The following is a 17,463-nucleotide window of genomic DNA, read 5'->3' as shown; positions in this document are numbered from 1 at the left end:
CCAGCGCCACGGAGTAGAACATGAACAAGAAACTTAGCGATTTCGTAGTGATTCACTCCAGCCATAAAGGGCTGCGACTCAGCGCCTACAGAGATGCTGCAAGCCTTGGCCAGATGATGGACGCCCCGGAGTCGCTGCCTATCGGCTGCACCAGCAACAGGCAAGATCTCGTTGAGCGAGGATTCGACGCGGCCGATGAGTGGCTGACGGATTGCCTGTTGCGCGGCTACGGCCACTCGGTGCGAACCAGCAACTTTATTCGCGAGTGCTTGCGGTGAAAAAGTCAGCACCGAAGAAACCGGGCCGTCCGGTGCTTCCGCCAGAACAGGCGCAGACGGCCATGATTCGGGATCGGGTGACGACGGCACAGCGGCAGGAGTACGAGGCACGTGGCGGAAAGATGTGGCTTGTGGCTGCGCTGAACCGCAAGCGCAAGTGATGAAACCTAACGCTGAGGTAACGGGCCTGAGCGCCGACGGGCGCAAAGGCCCGTTCGACCCTATGGCTGATAATCAAGCGATGCCCACGCCGAATGGTTTTTGCAAGATGGAATGTCCCTACATGGAAGCATGGAATCACCCATTCTTCCACAACACGGCGTGGTGCTGGAAGCAAATGCGCGACCTCGGCTATCACGACGGCCTGATAGCAGACTGCCTGCACCGTGCGCCTGATGAGAGATTGACGCTATTGCTGGAAGACGCGATTCCTTGCGCTGGCGTAACAGACATTTCGCCAAAAGACATGGATGACAAATGAAGATTAGCGAATTGATAGACCGGCTAGAAAAATTGAGCGTCGAATACGGCGATGCCTCGGTGGAGGTGCGTAACGAGGCCGGAGACTGGAACGATGCCGAAGAAATTCAGGCCACGCACTATATAAAGCCAGCGTCAGAACCGAAGTGGATAGTGTTCATTGATGTCTAACGCTTGAATTCACCGGCCTGCGCGGCTTTTTGCGCAGGTCCGGTGGAATGATTGGTTCGGCGTCTTGTGGGCACCGATTTTTGAGAGGGCAAGAACATGAGCAAGGAATCGGATTTGCATGCAGCGTGGCAAGGTGCCCGTGAAGAATACGGCGAGTTGCAAGATGCGATGAAGCCAGCGATTGCGCTGCTGCGCGAGTACATCGAGAGCGTGGGAGGTTGCGACCACGAGGCTGGAATCTGCATCTGCGGTGAAAAGCGTGTTTTGGAAGACGCAGAGCGGACCATTGGTCTGACGCCGAACGCTGAGGTGAGCCGATGACAACCTGTGCATTCGACGGAATAACGCTGGCAGGTGACAGACAGTGCACCTACGGCAACACCCCGACTCGCACACAATCAAAGGTATGCAGAATCATGGCGCCTGACGGGCGCATTTTTCTCGTCGCGAATGCGGGATTGGAGAGCGACTCCAGATCATTCAAGGAATGGATGCTCGGACTTCACGCCGATCGGCCTTCCTTCTCCGATCTTTCCGCGATGGTGATCGACGAACAACGCAGAATATGGCTCTATACTGAAAAAACTCACGGCTACGAGCAGGTGCATGCTCGCTGCTGGGCGATCGGGACTGGATGCGACTACGCTCTCGGCGCGATGCACGCCGGGGCAGATGCTAAGAAGGCCGTGAAGATCGCGGCCAAGCTCGACGTAAACACAGGGTTCGGCGTTACATCCGTAAGGTTCTGACAACCGAAAAAGGAAAAAACATGATTACACCTGAAGAAGCCGAAGTAATTGCTGGAAAGATGATGCAGGACTACGTTACCTCCTGCAAATGCAACACGGTGCATGATGTTGCAAACGCGCTGATGATGTTGGTTAGTGTGTGCAGCCAAGGAATGTGCGCCGCTGTTGGGCAGCCGGAAACGGTTGAACGACTCGAAACCGTAGCAGCATACATCGCCAAGACGCAAGAGGGGCGTAACTGGCGCTCTGAGAGGGCGCATTGAAGACGCAGAACACAGAAGTCAGCGGCGCCGACAATGAAGACCGCACAGATTGACAGCGGACGTAATGTAATGTACGCTGCACAACATGAAAACCAAGATATGCAAATCATGCGGTGCCGAGAAGGCGATTTCAGACTATTACGTTCGCAAGGATGGATGGGTGTTTTCTCGCTGCAAGCAATGCTATTTGTCTGGCGACAAGCGGCGCGGAGACTTTGCCGACCATCAACACAAAGAACATGCCAGAAAGCAGAAAGCGGCTTGGCGGTCGAAACGCCCAGAATATGACCGGGCACAGAAAGCGAATAGCAGAGCAAGCAAGATGGGCGTAGATGGCGTCCTTACGCCAGCGCAGGTAAGGGCTGTATGGGATAGGTGGAGCGGAGGGTGTTGGATTTGTGGGCAGACAGCCAATCAACTGGATCATTTCAGACCATTGAACAAGCGGGCTGGCGGCACAAACACACCAGACAACGTGCGGCCTATCTGCAACTCATGTAACCACAAGAGGGATCATGGTTGGCATGGAGAAGAAGTCGCCATAAAGGAAGCGGATATGCTACGAGCAATACAGGAAATGTTACGAGGTTCAGGCACGGCGTCCGCTGGACTGCCGGGTTCTGCGGCTGGTGAAACGGAGAAAGGATAGACCATGAGTTGGGAAGCATGGGGAGACCCGGAAGACCCGCCAGAACTGCCTGACGGCTGGCTGTGCGAAGAAGAGGCCGAAGACCTACAACGGAGCGTGGGCGACTTGGCTATGCTGGTTGCGAAACTCGCCAGGTCGCTGCGGAAAGCCGCGCCGGAACACGACCTGCCGGCAATGGCGATGGACTACTTGCGCCGCGAGGGGCTTTGCGGATCGCCATTGCGCGAGACGCCGAACCAGTATTCGACAGCCCGTGCAAGACGAACCACGAGCCAACTGGAGGAAACATAATGAGCCTCAGCGTGTATTTGAGCGAAGTTCGCGAAACAGATATTTACGCCAGAAACATTACCCACAACCTAAACAAGATGGCTGGTGCGGCGGGGATTTACAAGCACTTGTGGAGACCAGAAGAAATTGGCATAACAAAAGCGGGGCAGTTGATCGAGCCGCTGCGTGAAGGCTTGGCGCTGCTTCTGAGCGACCCGGAGCGTTTCAAGGAGTTTGACCCAGAGAATAAATGGGGAGACTACGACGGACTGGTTGCTTTTGTGCGGGCGTATCTTTCAGCGTGCGAAGAAAATCCAAACGCTACGGTGACGGCAATCCCGGGCCGCGCCCCCCCCCCCCCCGCCCCCCCCCCCCCCCCCCCCCCCCAAGGATGAGGATATATCGAAGGAAATGGCCGATCAAGCGCGAGACCGCATGGCGTTGCGGCGCGAAATGTTGCTGGCAGGCGAAGGGGCCCAGGGGTGGCCAGACTGAACCCCTCCGCTTGAGCGCCAGGGTAGTTTTGAGACCCGCATGCAGGACATGCCGACGTGTCCGAACTGCGGACACCGCCACCATGACGCATGGGAGTGGAACTTTGGCCCAGGCATAGAAGGCGACCGCGAAGGCAAGGCGTGCGAAAACTGCGAAGAAGTGTTCGACTGCCGCAGGGACGTGAGCGTGTACTACACAACGACGATTCCCAATGCCCAACGGAGGTAAGCGACCGTGAACGGCCTTATGCGAACTAAAAAACACTGGCGCCCATTGCGCGCACCGCGGCCTAGCCTGACGCTGTACTTTCTCGGGCCAAAACTTCGGCCGTCGAGAACCAGTGCGCAACACGCCCGCCGAACCATGCGCCTGACTTTTCCAAACTCTGATTTCTATCCGCCACACTCGCCGCCGGCGCATAAGTTCGAGCGAAGCGACGGAGAATTGCATCGGATTGTCATGCGCAGCTTGCTCGCCGGCATGCGTAGAAACTGGCGCTGACGCCGGAGCGCCCGTTGCGAATGGCGTTACTTCGCTATCAGGTCAGTCTTTTTCTGCGATCCAGCGGAAGAACCAAGCCAGTAAGTCGTGATGCTTCCGAGCACGGCGCCGATGACGGCTCCGACGACCATCGACTGCACTTCGCCGGAGAAAATGTCCTTGGCGGCTGTCAGCACTCGCACCGACGACGAAAATGCCCGAGGGGCAGCAGCGCAGCGCTAATCCACAGTGACGGCAGCTTGTAGGCCGGCGCGCCGCATTCTCTGCGACCTTCTGACAGTATCTCGCGGGCCCCGCAATCCCGCCGCCGCCGGCCTCCTGCAGATCGAACCACGCGGCTTGCACGGCCTGCTGCGCTGACTGCGCTGCCGCAGGGTCATCGACGATGCGCTGCACAGCGTCCTGGGCGTTTGCGGCCCCTACGGCCTGGGTAACGTGATCGACTACCGCAGAGGCCAGCGCGACATTCCGCTGCGCGACCTCGCTGCCTGGCGGGAACAGCTTCGCAACTTCTGGAATCAGGCCGGACAGCGCCGAGATGGCCGCTCCGAGAAATGGATTGGCAAAGCTGACAACGCCGCCGACGGTCTTGCCGATGTCGCTGAATGTGCTGGATTGGGTGGGCATTGGGTTCCTCTCTGCGATGGTTTGCTCGACCTCGATCGGGTCAGCCATGTGGCCGGCCTCGATGATTGGGGCGGCAGGCTGTGTTTCAGGCGCGGGCGCGGCTTTGGTATTGCCGGCCATGATAAGCGCCGCCGTGGCCCGTTTGTGCAGCGACAGCCTGTCTTGCAGGCCGTTTAGCCCGCCGTTTATCTTCCGCGTCAGCGCCTCGAAGTCCCCAGAGTCTGCGATTTCATTGCACCCGTGAGACGCCCAAAACCATGCTGAGCAAAGCGCCCAATTGTCTGGCTGCTCAAGCAAGTCTGGATGCGCAACAAGATTGAGTCCGAGGGCGATGCCGCACTGCTCGTAGTTGTACCGGCCGGTGATCTGGATTCCGCCGCGCCCCATGAACCGCTTCCCGTCTCCAGGCTCTCGGTTCCCCAAGTCGGCCCTGAACTCGTAGCGTTCTTGTGCTGGCGTCGGACCCCAAATCTCGCGCACATACCGGCCGCACCCGCTTTCGTGGCCGACTTGGGCGAGAAATGCAGCCTGCCGCACAATCGACCCGATTCCGAAGCGCGCCATGGCGTCCGTAAGCGGCTGCGCGTACATTTGCGCAACCTGCGATGTGCAGCCCCAACAGGCTTGTAGCAGGTAAGGAGTCATCGCCTGCTAGACTCCTGTCGTTGCATCTCGGTTTTGGCTCGCAGGCCGATGACAACAATCCCAATTATGCGGATTAGATTGGCTGCGGTATGGTCACCTAGGTACTCTGCCAGTATCGGCTGCGCTAGCGCCTGAATCTCAGGACCCCACACTAGCAGGAGGACTCCTAGCCATGCAGTCCAACTCCGCCTAAGCGCCACGAACATCCCCATCATTTTTCCCCCATCAGTCAATGTCTCCGCCGTCGCCAGGCAAGCCGCCTTTCCTGTGCCACGGGAATGGCCGCAAATCGTCCGTCACCAGATCCCGAACCCTGTCCCGCTCTCGCTGTATTTCGCGCTCGCGGTGCACTTTAGCCATCGCATCCATGAGGCAGATTTGGCACGGCGACGTCCACAAGATGCCATGTTCGCAGCGTTCGGTTTCGAACATCACTTGAAGCCGATCCAGTTCGTATTCGACGCCACCCATGCAAGCGTGGCGGCGGCATCCCTCTTTCCGCTGGGCGTTCCATGAGCGAAGGCCGGGTCAGGGTGAAGATCGCTTCGACTGCAGTTCGAGACGCCGCCAGAGATGCGGTGACGTTCTGCATATTGACCAGCACAGGATCGAGCTGCGCTTCGGTAATGCTTCCACCGGCAGCGATTTGATCCTTCAGCGCCTGGATTGCGGCAGCGACTTGTGCGGCCTCGGCGGCGATCGTGTCGTTGATCTGGGTAAGTTCGTTAGATTGTGCTGCCGATTCTGCGTTCAGTGCGTCAAGATTTGCCATGATGTTGTCACTCCTTGTTATGACGGCCTGCAACAGCGCCATGATGGCGCTGTCTTCCGACCAGTGGTGATAAACGTCGATTCGCATTGTTGTTACCTCGCGGCCAATTTTACCAGCTTTCCTCCCCTGCCATGATGACTGCCTTCAAGTCCCGCCGACTTGCCCTTGGGATGCGCGGCTTGGCTGATTTGTTCGTCAATCATGGCTATCGAACCCCCACGGGACGGTCGGCAGCGTCGGCTGCGGAAGATCGTCGGCCAGCAAGTCGCGGTCGCGCTCGATCCTCTCCATAGCCAGCAGCACGCACTGCGGACAGACGATTGAATATGGAACGTCGTGTTTACAGCGCAAGGTATCGAACATCACTTGGTTATCCAATTCTGCCATTTCTCCAGCACGACCTTCCCCAGCGGCTGCCCAAATGAAACTACCGCGCCCATTGCCGTAATAATGAGGTATCCTATCACTGTCTGCTTGGCCTTCTCCCACCGGTCCGCGCGCAATTTCCGGCGCGCCACCTCTTCTCGCCACCAATCGAACAGCGTTCGATGTTCGTCTGGCGTAATGCCGTTGTGCATGTCTGCCAGCGTAGAGAGGTGTTCGCGCATCTCGTGACAATCAGGCGGTTCTGTTTCTCTTCGGCGATATGCTGTGCGACCTCCCGCAGCATGTCAACCCTGCTCGACTGGCGGCGGTTATATTCACCGTCTTCCTCATCGTCAAATTGTGATGGCATTTGCGTTTAATCAGGGGAGCGGCCTCACCCCTTCAGGATGTCGTCGAAAAACTTCTGATCTCCCTCTGTCCGTTGGCCTGGCGCTGGCCCAGTGCCGGCCGTCCAGTCTTGCGTGCCGGGACCGGGCGCTGGAACAGTCGGCGTTTCTGTCGGCAACGGCATGGCCTCAGGATAAGGATAAGGCATGACCGGCGTCACCGCCCCTTTGCTTGCCGACTCCTTCTTGATGACGACGACTACATAGTCTGCGGTTTCTTGTACGGATACGTTCATGGTCGATCTCCTTTATCTAATGGATATTCTTTACCATTTTAGGCAAATACGAGTAAGTGACTTCCATCTCGTCTCCGGGCTCTAAATGGATCGTATGATTGGTGGATTGGAGCACGCCCACAGAATTGACTTTTATCAAGCTCACAACCCCCCCGGTGATAAAAATATCGGTCGGTGTATCCCTTGCTGTGAATCTAAACGGTGAGGCGGTGACCTGAATGGGAGAGGTTCCGACCGGGTTGTATCCGTGATTCGAGGCTATCCTGCGTCGCGCGCCTGTGCTTGCGATGTTCATCGGCGCCGCGCCATTCCCGGTCAGTTGGTTGTCGCAAATCAAGACGTCGTTTGATGATCCTGCCAATGACTGAATGGCGTGCGTCGCATTGCCTGCCAGCGAACCAATCGGGCCAATGGTATTGTTTGACACCTGCCAATTGCTCACGCCGGCCCCTGCCAGAAGGCCTGCGCCATTGTTCTGGGCAATCTTGCAACCTGTAATACGCGTGCGAGCGGTGCCAGCCCCGCTCAGCACAACCCCATGCGAACCATTCAAATATGCCTCTGAGTCGCTGAACGTAAAGCCGTCTATAGACCCGCCGAGCGATGCGGAGTCAAGACAAATCCCCGAGTTTCCGGAACTCCCGAACCAGCAGTTTGAGAACGTCCCCCGCGTAACAGTCGCCGTAGCATGCTGCGGTAGGACTATCAGGCCGTTATTCGTGTTGTTGTCGAAATAGCACTTTTCGGCATAAATAGACGCCGCCGTCTGCCCCGCTCCAGGATGTACCGCCATGCCGTTGACGCATGTCAGCCACTGGCAGCCGAACATCGTGATATCGCCGCAAGTGGCAACACTGAGCCCCATGCCCGCTTCCAAACCTGGGGCGTTGCTCACACATACATCGCTCATGGTTATTTGCAGGCCGGAGTTCACTCGCACTCCGGTTCCGGTCATCGGAACGCCAGTTCGTAATCTGACGTGGCGCAGACTGACATCGGCGATCGAATCAATCAAGATGCCGGTTTTCCAGCCGTGCATGACGATGTTTTCTATGCTGATGGCGGACGATGCCGCATCGCAATGAATGAACGCCCCGCCCGTCTGCGGCGGCGCGAAAGCAAATGCCATGTCACGCACGGAGATACTAGACCCGATGAATTTTAGTACGTCGCTGGCCGCGTCCCTGGGCTTGATACAAGAGCCGCCGGTGCTCATTCCTGCCCCAAGAATAAGACATTGCTTGCTGATTACAACGGAGCCGATCAGATAGACCCCGGCAGGGAAAAAGATTACCCCGCCGCTAATGCCTAACGAATCATGCGCCGATTGAACGGCCTCTGTATCGTCGGCAACCCCGTCCACGATGGCGCCAAAGTCTAGGACGTTATGCATCATTGTGAGCGGGCATCCGTGAGGCTTTATCCTGGGGTAAAATTGTGCATGAGTTTGACCTTTCTTGGTTTGCTGCTGGCGGCCTTTGTGAGCTACATCGCCGTTTCTTCTCCGCGAACCGCAGAGCACCATTTATTCATCGTCTGGTGCTGTCTCGCACTTTCCGTCCTCTGCGCTTTACTAAGACCGTTGTTCTAGCTGCTTCACGCGATCATTGAAGCGTTTCATCACGTCCGTAATACTGGCGTCGATCAATTTTACGCGCATTGCCGGCTGATCTGCGGCAATCGCTTCGCGCCGGTTCTTGCGCAATTCGCTGACTCGGTTGTGCGCCTTCTCGGCTTGTCGGTAAAGGGCGGCTTCCGGGTGCTTGCGCAGATAGGACAGAGAGTCAGCCAATTTGCCCTCTTTTCGCAACCCCATCACTTCCGCATGTTGTCCATTGATTTCCTTAAGCGAAGCATAGAAACGGCTCCCTTCAGCCGATTGTCCGGTCGTCGCCCCTACAAACCGCCCAAGAAGGGGAACCTTATACAAAGGAAGATCCTCGCCGCTTATCCCAGCACTAATCGCCTGCTGCGCTTTCATCGTTTCACGACCCACCCCCCCGGTAACCTGGCCGATCAGATAGTCAAGTTGGTCTGGTGTAGGGCTGACCACTCCGGGTCGATAGCCTGAACCGCCGGAAGCCAAGTTGAACCAGTAGGCCATCGTCTTGCCAACCATGCTGGCTGTATCCTTGGTCCGCAGATGTCCAGGAGTTGGCTTCAGCGGGTTGAAATCTTCCTTGGCGATCGGCTTGCCGGTCCAGTCGCGGTTTTCTGCCAACGCTGCCAACGGGTCAATCACGGTCGGAGAGATGGTCTGCAAACTGACGCCGGCGTTACCTATCGGGTTGAAGCTGTCGGCAAAAACGCCGAACAGATTGGCGAGGTGCTTGGCGGTGTCTTTCCCGCCGCTGAGCGCCCATTGCGTCGTGATGCGGGAAATGTTCGGGATCACATGGAAGCCTAGCGGCATCGGAATCGAGAGGTATTTGCCGTCTGGCATGGGTAGGATCAGGCTACGCTCACGCACGAATTCCGGCGGTTCGTCATCATCATATCCAGCCGCGGCCAGCAGTAGCGCCTGCATGGACCCAAGCAGCAAGCCACCTGTGACAATGCGCTGGCCGATTTTGGAAAACCGAAGATTGTGCAGATCAGCATTGCCACCCTTGAACACAAACAAGGTTTGCGCCATGCGGGCCGACCCCTGCATCGAGGCGTTGAAAAACGCATAGAGCGCGCCGGCCTGTGTCGCCACCTGCCCCTTCCGGTTAAAATTAACCGTCAGGTTTTTTGCCAGAGATGCGGATTGCGCGTTGCTCATGCCGCTGTCCTTGGCAGTCTTATAGGCAGCCAAGCGGATGGCGTTTTCCATCGTCTCGTTGTAATCAGACAGCCAGTCGAATAGTGCGCGGCCTGCATGCTTCAACTTGCCTTCGCTGATCTGCTTAATCTCTCGCTCTAGGGATTCTGTACGCGCGGCGCTATTGGAAAACATGTCCTTGTAGCCGGTCTTGCCACCCTCCTGCTGGAATTCCTCGTACAGTTGCGCCCATGCCGATGTTGGCGTCTTTCCGGCGCGATGGTCGCGGGCGTCAATGTAGATCCCACGCAGAGCCGACATAGCATGCCCAAGGACTTGCATGCGCTTTCCGGACAATGGCGTGCTGGACAGGTTGAGCATGGCCCCCTGCGTATCGCGCACTAGGTTGATAACACCGAAGACCGGGTTGTACTGGGTATTTACGGCGGCAAACCAACGTGTTGCTTTCGAGGATAGTTGCAAGACCCGTCCGAGTTGATCTGCATCAAGGTTCTTCAACGCTTCCGCCATACGCAACGCTCTTGGGTCCGAATCGTTGAAGGTAACAAAATGGTCCTCGCCATTGACCCGCACGCTCAAGACGTTTGGCTTGCTGCGGAATGTCGGATCGACTCGCTCGACTACCTGATCTTTCCCGCCTACCTTTTCAACGACGCGCAGTTTTGGCACGTCATCAACGGTCCAGAACTCGGCGTTCGGGGCGGTTTGGGCGAGACCCATCACGGCCTGAGCAACTTTGTTCTTCTCGATCCGCGTCACGGTGCGTTCGCGCATCATGGCGACGTTGGCAAGGATATCGACCACGGACCGGCCAGAACCCATCGCTCGCTTGGATGCCGGCCCGCGAATGTTGAAGCCTTGCCCAGTGCCAAGGCCTGTATCCATGTCTTCGCGCATCAACGGCACATAGTCCTGATAGGCGGATTCCCATGAATCAATTGTGGCTTGCGTCTCAAGCCCGGAAGCGACCAGCATCTGGCGCGTCGCGGCGTTGATTGCCTGCACCTTCTTGGCAATGCGTTGGTATTGGGCAAGCTTGGCTTGATCAACGCCTTTGAGGTCGTGCCCTGCCACATGCACATCTCGCCCTGCCAGCAAGTCCTGAGCCTGCTGATTGGTCAGTCCTGACCCCCCATCTTGAATCTTTGGATTGATCTTTGCGACTTGTGCGTTACGTTCCTGCGCGTGCTGCGCCCATAGGTAAGTTTCGATTTCGTCTATGGTTACCTGGCGCAAGCGCATATCCTGCAGCAAGGGGAATCAACTCCGTGTCAAGAAAGTCCTTGACGCCCTTGGCGGAGCGCCCGTGATACAACTCCTCCTGAAGGTATGGGTCGAAACGATCTGCAATCTGACCAGAGACCTTGCGGATAGCTTCAACAACCCGCTTAGTGTCGATGTGCTTGTCCTGCATGGTGTAGATTGCATCATCGAGTTTTGTTGGTTCTGGCGACCCCCATGTACCGGCCGGCATGGGCGCGCGGCTGAAGCTGATGTCAGGATTCGTGAGGGAGAAGTCGCCGTTGTTTCCGGCGGCAGACTCGATCTGGTCGGCGCGGCTGAGTGCCGCACTACCAAATACACTCGTTCCGCCATCCCCTCGCAGACTGTCCATCGCCCTCGAAACGATCTGCCGCACCTCGGCATCCGAAATCCGCGAGGCATCGACCAACCCCGCCTTCTTCAGCAGCCCGCGCACCCAAGAGACAAGTTTGTCCATCCATCCAGCCGTCTCGCCGCGTCCGCTCATGTCGGCCAAGACCTCTTCCACGGCCTTTGGAATGGTCATGTCCTTGTTGCGCGCCCGCTTCTCTCTGGCGGCCTTCCTAACCGTCTCGTTGCTGGCGAATATGTCGAGGAAGGGGACATTCACACCACGGCCGAATAGCGTGCTGAATCCGTTGTGTCCGGCTTCATGCAGAGCGACGAACAGTGCGCGGGCTGGCGATGCCAAGCGGTCGTGGAAAAGGTAGATTTGTCCATCGTGCCAAGCGCCTTCGGCGTCGTTCTTCGCGCCTTGTTTCTCAGCGGCGGCTTTCAGTGCTGTCGTGCTGCTATCCGGTTTCGCGGCGTTGACGTCAGCCATCGCGCGCCATGCCGGCAGGAGCGCCTGCTTGAGTTTTGAAGGCTTCGCGCAGGGTCGAGCGGTACCATGTTCCCGGGTGCCGGTCGGTGGCAGATTCATCTGCGCGGGACAGGTCGGCGCCGGAATCCGGCGTTGCTTCCGGTTTCGGCTGCGATACGGCTGCTTCGCTCGCCCGCCCGTCTGGAGTGAATAGACCAGACTGCGCCGTCGTGCTGGCTGACTTCTCCGGCGTCTGCGCTTGCAGCGTGAAGGCGCTACGCTCGCGGTCTGCGGTTTCCTTGTCGGCAACCGCCTCGTCAGCGGCGCGAGCTTCCTTGCGGGCTAGGTCTTCTTCTGATTGACTTTCGAGTTGGAGGTCTGGCCGCGCATCTGGTTCAACTTGCCCATCGTCAGTCGATGCGCGACCAGACGCTTGACCTTCTCCTGCTGCGCTGGCGTCAGTTTCGCCAAGGCTTTCTTCGCGGCTTGCATTGCGGTAGTCCTCTTCGTTCAGTTCGCGGGGTTCGGCTGCATCCGCCAGCCGCTTATTGATCTCGTCGAGATAGGCGGCATCTAGCAATGTCGCCAACTCACGCAGCGGCGTGTTCTGATGGCGCTCGATCAGATCCTCGATCTGCTGTTCGTCCAGCGCAGCGCGGACATCTTCCAATACTGCATCATAGGCCGCCCTCTCGGCTTGCTCAAGGGCGGCGCGTTCGGCATGATCGGCGGCTTCCATGCGCGCAAATACATCATTCTCTACATCGTCGAACTTGCGCCCGACTACGCGCACGCCCAATTCGCCCGCCTGTTGGCGGACCCAGTCGCGGCGCTTTGCTTCGGCGGCGGCCGTGGCTTGTTCATCCTGGTCGGACATGGATCGCACGGATTCGCCGCGGGCCTGGTTGCCGATCAGTTCGGCCAAATGTTCTCCGTCGCGCACGTCGAAACCTTCTTCGGTGCGCAACAAGTCGGCCACGTAGCCGAGGTCCATCGTGCCGCGGTTAGTGAAGAGGCCACGCAATCTCGGCTGCTTGTCGGCCTTCTCGCCAGTGATATCAAGCGCGCTGCTGGCGGCGATTCCATCGCCACCTGTCACGCGCAGAATCGCTCCGACGATATCGCGGCGCCGCTGGTTCGGCGGGGTCTTTTTCCGCCTCGCCGCTACATTGGCAGCGGTAGGCGTTAGTGGCGCCGCTGCCTGATCCGGTCCGGCATTTGACGCATACTCCGCAACCTGGTAATTTTCGGGCGGTTTTTGCACAGGTTCCGCGGACGTGGCGAGTTTTTGCGCCTTTTTCGACTTGATGGCGGCGACGCGATTGGCGAGCGGCGTCAGTTTATCGACAGGCTGATAGGCGGAGACTCCCACAGGTATATCCGCTGCGCTGCTGCGTGCAGGTGCTCCGGCAACGGTACCCACAACTGGGAGTCCGGCGCTGACTCCTGCAGCCGATACATTTCTTCCGCTTCCTGCTGCGAGAGCAATTGGCGCTGGATTGCTTGTTGGAGCCAGGTCGGCAGTAACATTGGTCGGAATTCCGGATTGTTGATTCGCTTTGGCGCGCTCGAAAGCCAGTTGCATAGCAGTGGGTAAGCCCGCATTGAAACCGGCTGCTTCAGCCACCCGTGGCGCGGCTTCGATATCGTTGTTCAGCGTGTCGCTTCTGCTTTGGGCGGTCGAGTTCCGCGTCTTGGCCGGTCCCCATGTCGCGGCGCGCCCAGGTGTTGCTGCTTTGCCGGAAATCATCGCCGATGGGCCGCGTCTGTGCTTGCGGATCGAAATTCATCAGCCCTTCAAAGGTGCTGGGTGGAGTCAGTGTCGGCAGCGGGGTTCCGCCTGTAGTATCGCCTGGAATGTCGTCAGCCGGTACGGAGCAAGGCTCTGGCAGTTCGGACCTTCTGCCCGGCATCATCGTGATCCGTCTGGGATTACGATCGGCAGGCTCGGCGCCCATCAATCCCGTCGGCGCGGCAACAATATCCGATGCGGCGGCTATCGCCTCATCGACCGACTGTGCAGCGCCGAGTTTGCGCCACGCACGCGCACTGATTGCCACCTCGCCAGCCGACTGGCCGAGTGCCAAAATACCTTCGAGTGCCGCGCTACCGGGCTTCCATTGCCCACTCGCCAGACCTTCCCCGCTGTACTCGCCCACACCTTCGCCGATCGCGTCTAGTGCAACCGCACCGCCTTTGCGCACGACATGGCCCGCAATGGAGCGGGCTGGCGCAGTAGCCAATTTACCGCCCACGGCGGCAAAGGCGGCATCTGTCGCGCTGATCGTGCCCCACTTGACTAAGCCTTGTCGCTGCGACTCGTCTCGGAAAGCCGGGTCTTGCAGGATCGACAGCACGACTTGCGGATCGGAACCGTCCTGCCCCAATTGCTGCGCCCGTTGTCCGACCAGCTCAACAACCTTGCCGCCGAACTCGGGCGAGTTTCCGACTATGGACCCTCCTGCCAAACCGACCAGCGTTCCAACTGCGGTTCCGATTGGGCCTGCTGTACTGCCAGCCATGCCGCCACCGACCGCGCCGGCAGCCATTCCGCCCAACGAGGCTAGTTGATTGGCGGCGTTCTCGGTCATCAGGTAGGCGGTTGCCTTCGGGTTGGTGACCGCCAGCCCGACTAGTTTGGCGATTTCCCACGCCTTGCCATCGCCATCTCCCATCGCGTCGATCTTCTGGACTTGGTCCTCGATCGGCTTCAGGTAGTCCGGGCGCTTGGCCTCCTGCATCATCTTGGCATCGGATGCGATCGACTGCGCAAGCGTCTCGTTTTCCACCATCCCTAGCGCATTCAATCCCGCTTGCGTGCCGGTCTTGAATTGCTCCCATCCGCGATGCAGTGCGGGGCCAAACCCCTCTTGGCTTGTATCCTTCAACAGAGCGAACGGCTTTAGGTCTTGATTGAGCGAAGACGCCATTGCGTCGATGATGTCAGCGGACTGGGCACGCGCCCCGATCAGCCCGCGACTTCCTCCGCCTCCTGTCACTCGCGCCGAATACTGTGCTGTCGTCAGGTTCCCGTCATTCCTGTCGGGTATTCCACCAGCGCGGCGTACCGCCCCCGGCCCGGCCTGATACGCAGCCGCCGCCAATTCATCAGTGCCGAACTCGTCTAGCAGTTCCTTGTAGTAGCGATTCCCTAGCCTGACGTTGTCCTGCGGGTCGGTCGGGTCCATGCCATAACGGTCAGCGAGTTCGCGCGCCGTGGCTGGCATCAGTTGCGATGGCCCAAACGCCCCTTTAGGCGATACGGCATTCGCCCGCCCGCCAGACTCCAGCCTGATGCGTCGTTCGGTAATGTCCGGGTCAATCCCGATAGCTTCCGCATCCTGACGAGCAAAGTCGATCAGATCGGACGATCCGGCATTGCGCGACAGCCCGAAGGCGTCGGCGATCAGGGATATATCCAGTGCCATTTAGCCCCCGGAAATCTTGCGGTTCAATTGGCGAATTTGGTCCGCATCGAGCAGCGGCCCGTATTGCTTCATGAACGTCGATGCATCGCGTTTCGACATGGAGTCGATTTGTTCGCTGAACAACTGTCGAGCGCGTTCTTGTTTGCTACGCGACTCATCCGACAATCCGCGGGGCTTCCAATTTGCCGGGTCATCGGCTGCCGCCTCAAGCGACTCTGCCGTAACTTGAGGTCGCTTAACCTTTGGCGGCTGCGCGGGCGGGTTGTTTCCATTCTTGTTGAGCGCAGCGGCGGGCTTTTTGGTAGTAACGACATTAATCTCGCCGGCGGCGGGCGCTCCCTTTGCTGCATCTCGTTGCGCCACCATTTCTTTCAATGCCATCGACGTTGCAATCTCATACAGTTCTGCGCGACTTTTGCCTTTGATCTGCTCAGGGTCTGCTTGGGCCAAAAGCTGGTCAGCGCGTGGCATCACCTTGGAGATGTTGGCGGCAATTTCGCCGGCTTTCGCCCCTTGCATCGCGGCTTGATTTGCCAAGCCCAAAGCAATCGAATGCTTGACCGTATCCTCTTGCCCCATCTCGTCCTTGAAATCGTACTTGATAAGGGACATTGCATCTTTGATGATCTTGTCGGTGTTGTCCTTCTTCGCCCCCTCGATACGCATGCCAAGCAAGCCTTCGTTCTGCCGGTTGTGGCGCTCGCGCTCTGCCGCATCGATCTTTTTTTGTTCTGCCAGAGCTTCATTGGCGGTAGCCCGTTGCTTGGCGCTCTCTATCGTGTTCAGTTGATTAACCGGCCCGCTATCGCTGATGCCGGCTTCTCTGGCCGCCCGCAGGTCGATGTTCGCCATCTGTTCGGTGTTGGGCGCAAAGGCCCGCCGTTCCTCGTCAGACAGGTCGGTATTGGGCGGAGCATCGGCCCCGTATAGATCGCGCGACATTCCTCCTGTGTGCGCATCGATCAATCCACGACGAACGCCTTCAACTTTTTCTGCCTGAGCGGTTTCGTCGGCGCGCTTGGCATCGATTCCCGCCTGACCGACGCGAATCTGCTGGTTGGCCCCAGAGACTTGCAGTCGTTGTGCGAGGTCCGTTTCTGCCTCTTTCCGAGTGCGCAGGATTTCCGTCATCTGCCGCTCGAAGTCGATTTTAAGCCGCGAAGCGATCGACGCATCAGCGACATCTTCAACCGCTTTCCCGGCGCCGCCAATGGCGCCCATCAGTCCGGCCATCATGCTTGCGCTCCCATCAGTCCAGTCGGTGCGGGTTGAGTGTTCATTTGCGGGCCGCTCTGTTCTGGCTGTTTGGACATGACATGGTAGGTCTGCGCCAACGTTACGACCAACTTCTGCAGGGCTTGCGTCGCATCGTCTTCGGTCGGTTGAGCAATTCCGGACTCGGCGACAAACTTGAACAAGTCCTGCATCAGCACCACGGCCGCCGGGATTATCACTTGACGAGGGATTTTCCCGCCCGACTTGTCGTCCATGATGCGCATCAAGCCGGCGACATTCGATGCAACGACATCGGCGATCGGCTGATCTTGGCTCAGGCTAGATGCCAGCGTCTCGCGGGTTTGCGGTGCGTACATAATTTTCAGTCCCGCCATGACGACTTTCTGGAAGGCTTCCTTCAAGGCAGGGTCCATCTGCGGGGCGTTAGGTGGAATATTCCCGCCATCTTGAGGAGGAGTTTTTCCACCTTCTTGCGGCGAAAGAAAACCGCCTTGAGGCGGTTGCGCTTGAGTTTGCGTCTGCTGCATCATTTCTTTGCTCCCATCAGGCCCATGCGCCATTCAAGGTTCTTCGCAGATTCGGCCGCGCGTTTGTCTTTGGATTTGGCAAGGTCCGCGTTCATGCGCGAGGTGTCGGCGTTCTGCTTGAGGATGTCCAGTTCCTTGCCCTTCATGTAGGCTTGCCCCATCCCGGCAGCAGCGCCGCCGAGAATCTTTGCCCAAGTGTCTCCGGAGATGGACTTGAAGGCGTTCTTCATAACATCGCCCCAAGAGCTTTTCGTTCCTGGCGCTTCTGTCACGTTGTCATACAGCCCAACCGTTTGAGAAGTCGCGCCAAGCGTCGTGTCGAAGTTCGGCAGAAACGTATCCACAAGGCCGAGTCCGAGGCTTTGGGCAATCGATGAATAGTCGATAGACTCCCCTGTTTGCGCCGCAGGCAGATCGGACTCGCCGGTCCCCGCTGGGTAGATGGTATTGGTCCATTCTGCCGTGTCGGACGGCTGATCGATCAGCCCCGTCCCTGCCGGGTAGTATTGGTTTTCCCATTCAGCCATTATCTTT

Annotated in this window: 22 protein-coding genes; 9 read left to right on the top strand and 13 right to left on the bottom strand. The window is 58.2% G+C overall.

Annotated features, from left to right (window positions below; genetic code table 11):
* Window positions 1-20: 20 nt before the first annotated feature.
* The 9 genes from IPM06_19005 (at window position 21) to IPM06_18965 (ending at window position 3,255) form a co-directional block, all read left to right on the top strand.
* Window positions 21-278, top strand: a complete 258-nt coding sequence (locus tag IPM06_19005) for a hypothetical protein (GenBank protein ID MBK8772493.1) — start codon at window positions 21-23, stop codon at window positions 276-278.
* 160 nt (window positions 279-438) lie between these two features.
* Window positions 439-759, top strand: coding sequence for a hypothetical protein (locus IPM06_19000; GenBank protein ID MBK8772492.1), 321 nt, complete (start codon window positions 439-441; stop codon window positions 757-759).
* A complete protein-coding gene (locus IPM06_18995; GenBank protein MBK8772491.1) occupies window positions 756-929 on the top strand; it encodes a hypothetical protein in 174 nt (57 codons plus the stop codon). Before IPM06_19000 ends, IPM06_18995 begins: the two co-directional genes overlap by 4 nt.
* A gap of 96 nt (window positions 930-1,025) precedes the next feature.
* On the top strand, window positions 1,026-1,250 hold the full coding sequence (locus IPM06_18990; protein MBK8772490.1) for a hypothetical protein: 225 nt from the start codon (window positions 1,026-1,028) through the stop codon (window positions 1,248-1,250).
* A gap of 95 nt (window positions 1,251-1,345) precedes the next feature.
* Entirely contained in the window at window positions 1,346-1,678 is a 333-nt protein-coding gene (locus IPM06_18985; protein MBK8772489.1) for a hypothetical protein, read from the top strand.
* 20 nt (window positions 1,679-1,698) lie between these two features.
* The gene (locus IPM06_18980; GenBank protein MBK8772488.1) at window positions 1,699-1,941 is read left to right on the top strand and encodes a hypothetical protein; all 243 of its coding nucleotides are present in this window, start codon (window positions 1,699-1,701) and stop codon (window positions 1,939-1,941) included.
* Between the two features lie 85 nt (window positions 1,942-2,026).
* The gene (locus IPM06_18975) at window positions 2,027-2,590 is read left to right on the top strand and encodes an HNH endonuclease (GenBank protein MBK8772487.1); all 564 of its coding nucleotides are present in this window, start codon (window positions 2,027-2,029) and stop codon (window positions 2,588-2,590) included.
* 3 nt (window positions 2,591-2,593) lie between these two features.
* On the top strand, window positions 2,594-2,881 hold the full coding sequence (locus IPM06_18970) for a hypothetical protein (GenBank protein MBK8772486.1): 288 nt from the start codon (window positions 2,594-2,596) through the stop codon (window positions 2,879-2,881).
* Entirely contained in the window at window positions 2,881-3,255 is a 375-nt protein-coding gene (locus IPM06_18965) for a hypothetical protein (protein ID MBK8772485.1), read from the top strand. Before IPM06_18970 ends, IPM06_18965 begins: the two co-directional genes overlap by 1 nt.
* A 643-nt stretch (window positions 3,256-3,898) precedes the next feature.
* Here IPM06_18965 and IPM06_18960 read toward each other — a convergent pair.
* From IPM06_18960 to IPM06_18900, 13 genes are all read right to left on the bottom strand, one after another.
* Entirely contained in the window at window positions 3,899-5,128 is a 1,230-nt protein-coding gene (locus IPM06_18960) for a glycoside hydrolase family 19 protein (GenBank protein ID MBK8772484.1), read from the bottom strand.
* Between the two features lie 352 nt (window positions 5,129-5,480).
* Complete coding sequence (locus IPM06_18955; protein MBK8772483.1) at window positions 5,481-5,987, bottom strand: hypothetical protein; 507 nt, start codon at window positions 5,985-5,987, stop codon at window positions 5,481-5,483.
* A gap of 108 nt (window positions 5,988-6,095) precedes the next feature.
* Window positions 6,096-6,263 (bottom strand): hypothetical protein, encoded by a 168-nt coding sequence (locus tag IPM06_18950; GenBank protein MBK8772482.1) that lies wholly within the window; start codon window positions 6,261-6,263, stop codon window positions 6,096-6,098.
* On the bottom strand, window positions 6,263-6,508 hold the full coding sequence (locus tag IPM06_18945) for a hypothetical protein (GenBank protein ID MBK8772481.1): 246 nt from the start codon (window positions 6,506-6,508) through the stop codon (window positions 6,263-6,265). The genes IPM06_18950 and IPM06_18945 overlap by 1 nt, the downstream gene beginning before the upstream one ends.
* A gap of 152 nt (window positions 6,509-6,660) precedes the next feature.
* Entirely contained in the window at window positions 6,661-6,909 is a 249-nt protein-coding gene (locus tag IPM06_18940) for a hypothetical protein (GenBank protein ID MBK8772480.1), read from the bottom strand.
* A 16-nt stretch (window positions 6,910-6,925) separates the two neighbouring features.
* Entirely contained in the window at window positions 6,926-8,305 is a 1,380-nt protein-coding gene (locus tag IPM06_18935) for a right-handed parallel beta-helix repeat-containing protein (GenBank protein ID MBK8772479.1), read from the bottom strand.
* Between the two features lie 177 nt (window positions 8,306-8,482).
* Window positions 8,483-10,909 carry a hypothetical protein gene (locus tag IPM06_18930; GenBank protein ID MBK8772478.1) on the bottom strand — a complete coding sequence of 809 codons (2,427 nt, stop codon included), beginning with the start codon at window positions 10,907-10,909 and terminating at the stop codon, window positions 8,483-8,485.
* Window positions 10,845-11,759 (bottom strand): hypothetical protein, encoded by a 915-nt coding sequence (locus tag IPM06_18925; protein MBK8772477.1) that lies wholly within the window; start codon window positions 11,757-11,759, stop codon window positions 10,845-10,847. The genes IPM06_18930 and IPM06_18925 overlap by 65 nt, the downstream gene beginning before the upstream one ends.
* Window positions 11,752-13,365 carry a hypothetical protein gene (locus tag IPM06_18920; GenBank protein ID MBK8772476.1) on the bottom strand — a complete coding sequence of 538 codons (1,614 nt, stop codon included), beginning with the start codon at window positions 13,363-13,365 and terminating at the stop codon, window positions 11,752-11,754. Before IPM06_18920 ends, IPM06_18925 begins: the two co-directional genes overlap by 8 nt.
* Window positions 13,358-15,166 carry a lytic transglycosylase domain-containing protein gene (locus tag IPM06_18915; GenBank protein ID MBK8772475.1) on the bottom strand — a complete coding sequence of 603 codons (1,809 nt, stop codon included), beginning with the start codon at window positions 15,164-15,166 and terminating at the stop codon, window positions 13,358-13,360. Before IPM06_18915 ends, IPM06_18920 begins: the two co-directional genes overlap by 8 nt.
* The gene (locus IPM06_18910; GenBank protein ID MBK8772474.1) at window positions 15,167-16,402 is read right to left on the bottom strand and encodes a hypothetical protein; all 1,236 of its coding nucleotides are present in this window, start codon (window positions 16,400-16,402) and stop codon (window positions 15,167-15,169) included. It lies immediately after the preceding gene.
* Entirely contained in the window at window positions 16,399-16,932 is a 534-nt protein-coding gene (locus IPM06_18905; GenBank protein ID MBK8772473.1) for a hypothetical protein, read from the bottom strand. The genes IPM06_18910 and IPM06_18905 overlap by 4 nt, the downstream gene beginning before the upstream one ends.
* The gene (locus tag IPM06_18900) at window positions 16,929-17,456 is read right to left on the bottom strand and encodes a hypothetical protein (protein MBK8772472.1); all 528 of its coding nucleotides are present in this window, start codon (window positions 17,454-17,456) and stop codon (window positions 16,929-16,931) included. The genes IPM06_18905 and IPM06_18900 overlap by 4 nt, the downstream gene beginning before the upstream one ends.
* Between the last annotated feature and the right edge of the window lie 7 nt (window positions 17,457-17,463).

It is taken from the genome of Hyphomicrobiales bacterium (assembly GCA_016710435.1).
GTDB lineage: Bacteria > Pseudomonadota > Alphaproteobacteria > Rhizobiales > Aestuariivirgaceae > Aestuariivirga.
This window is presented reverse-complemented; position numbering and strand designations above follow the sequence as displayed.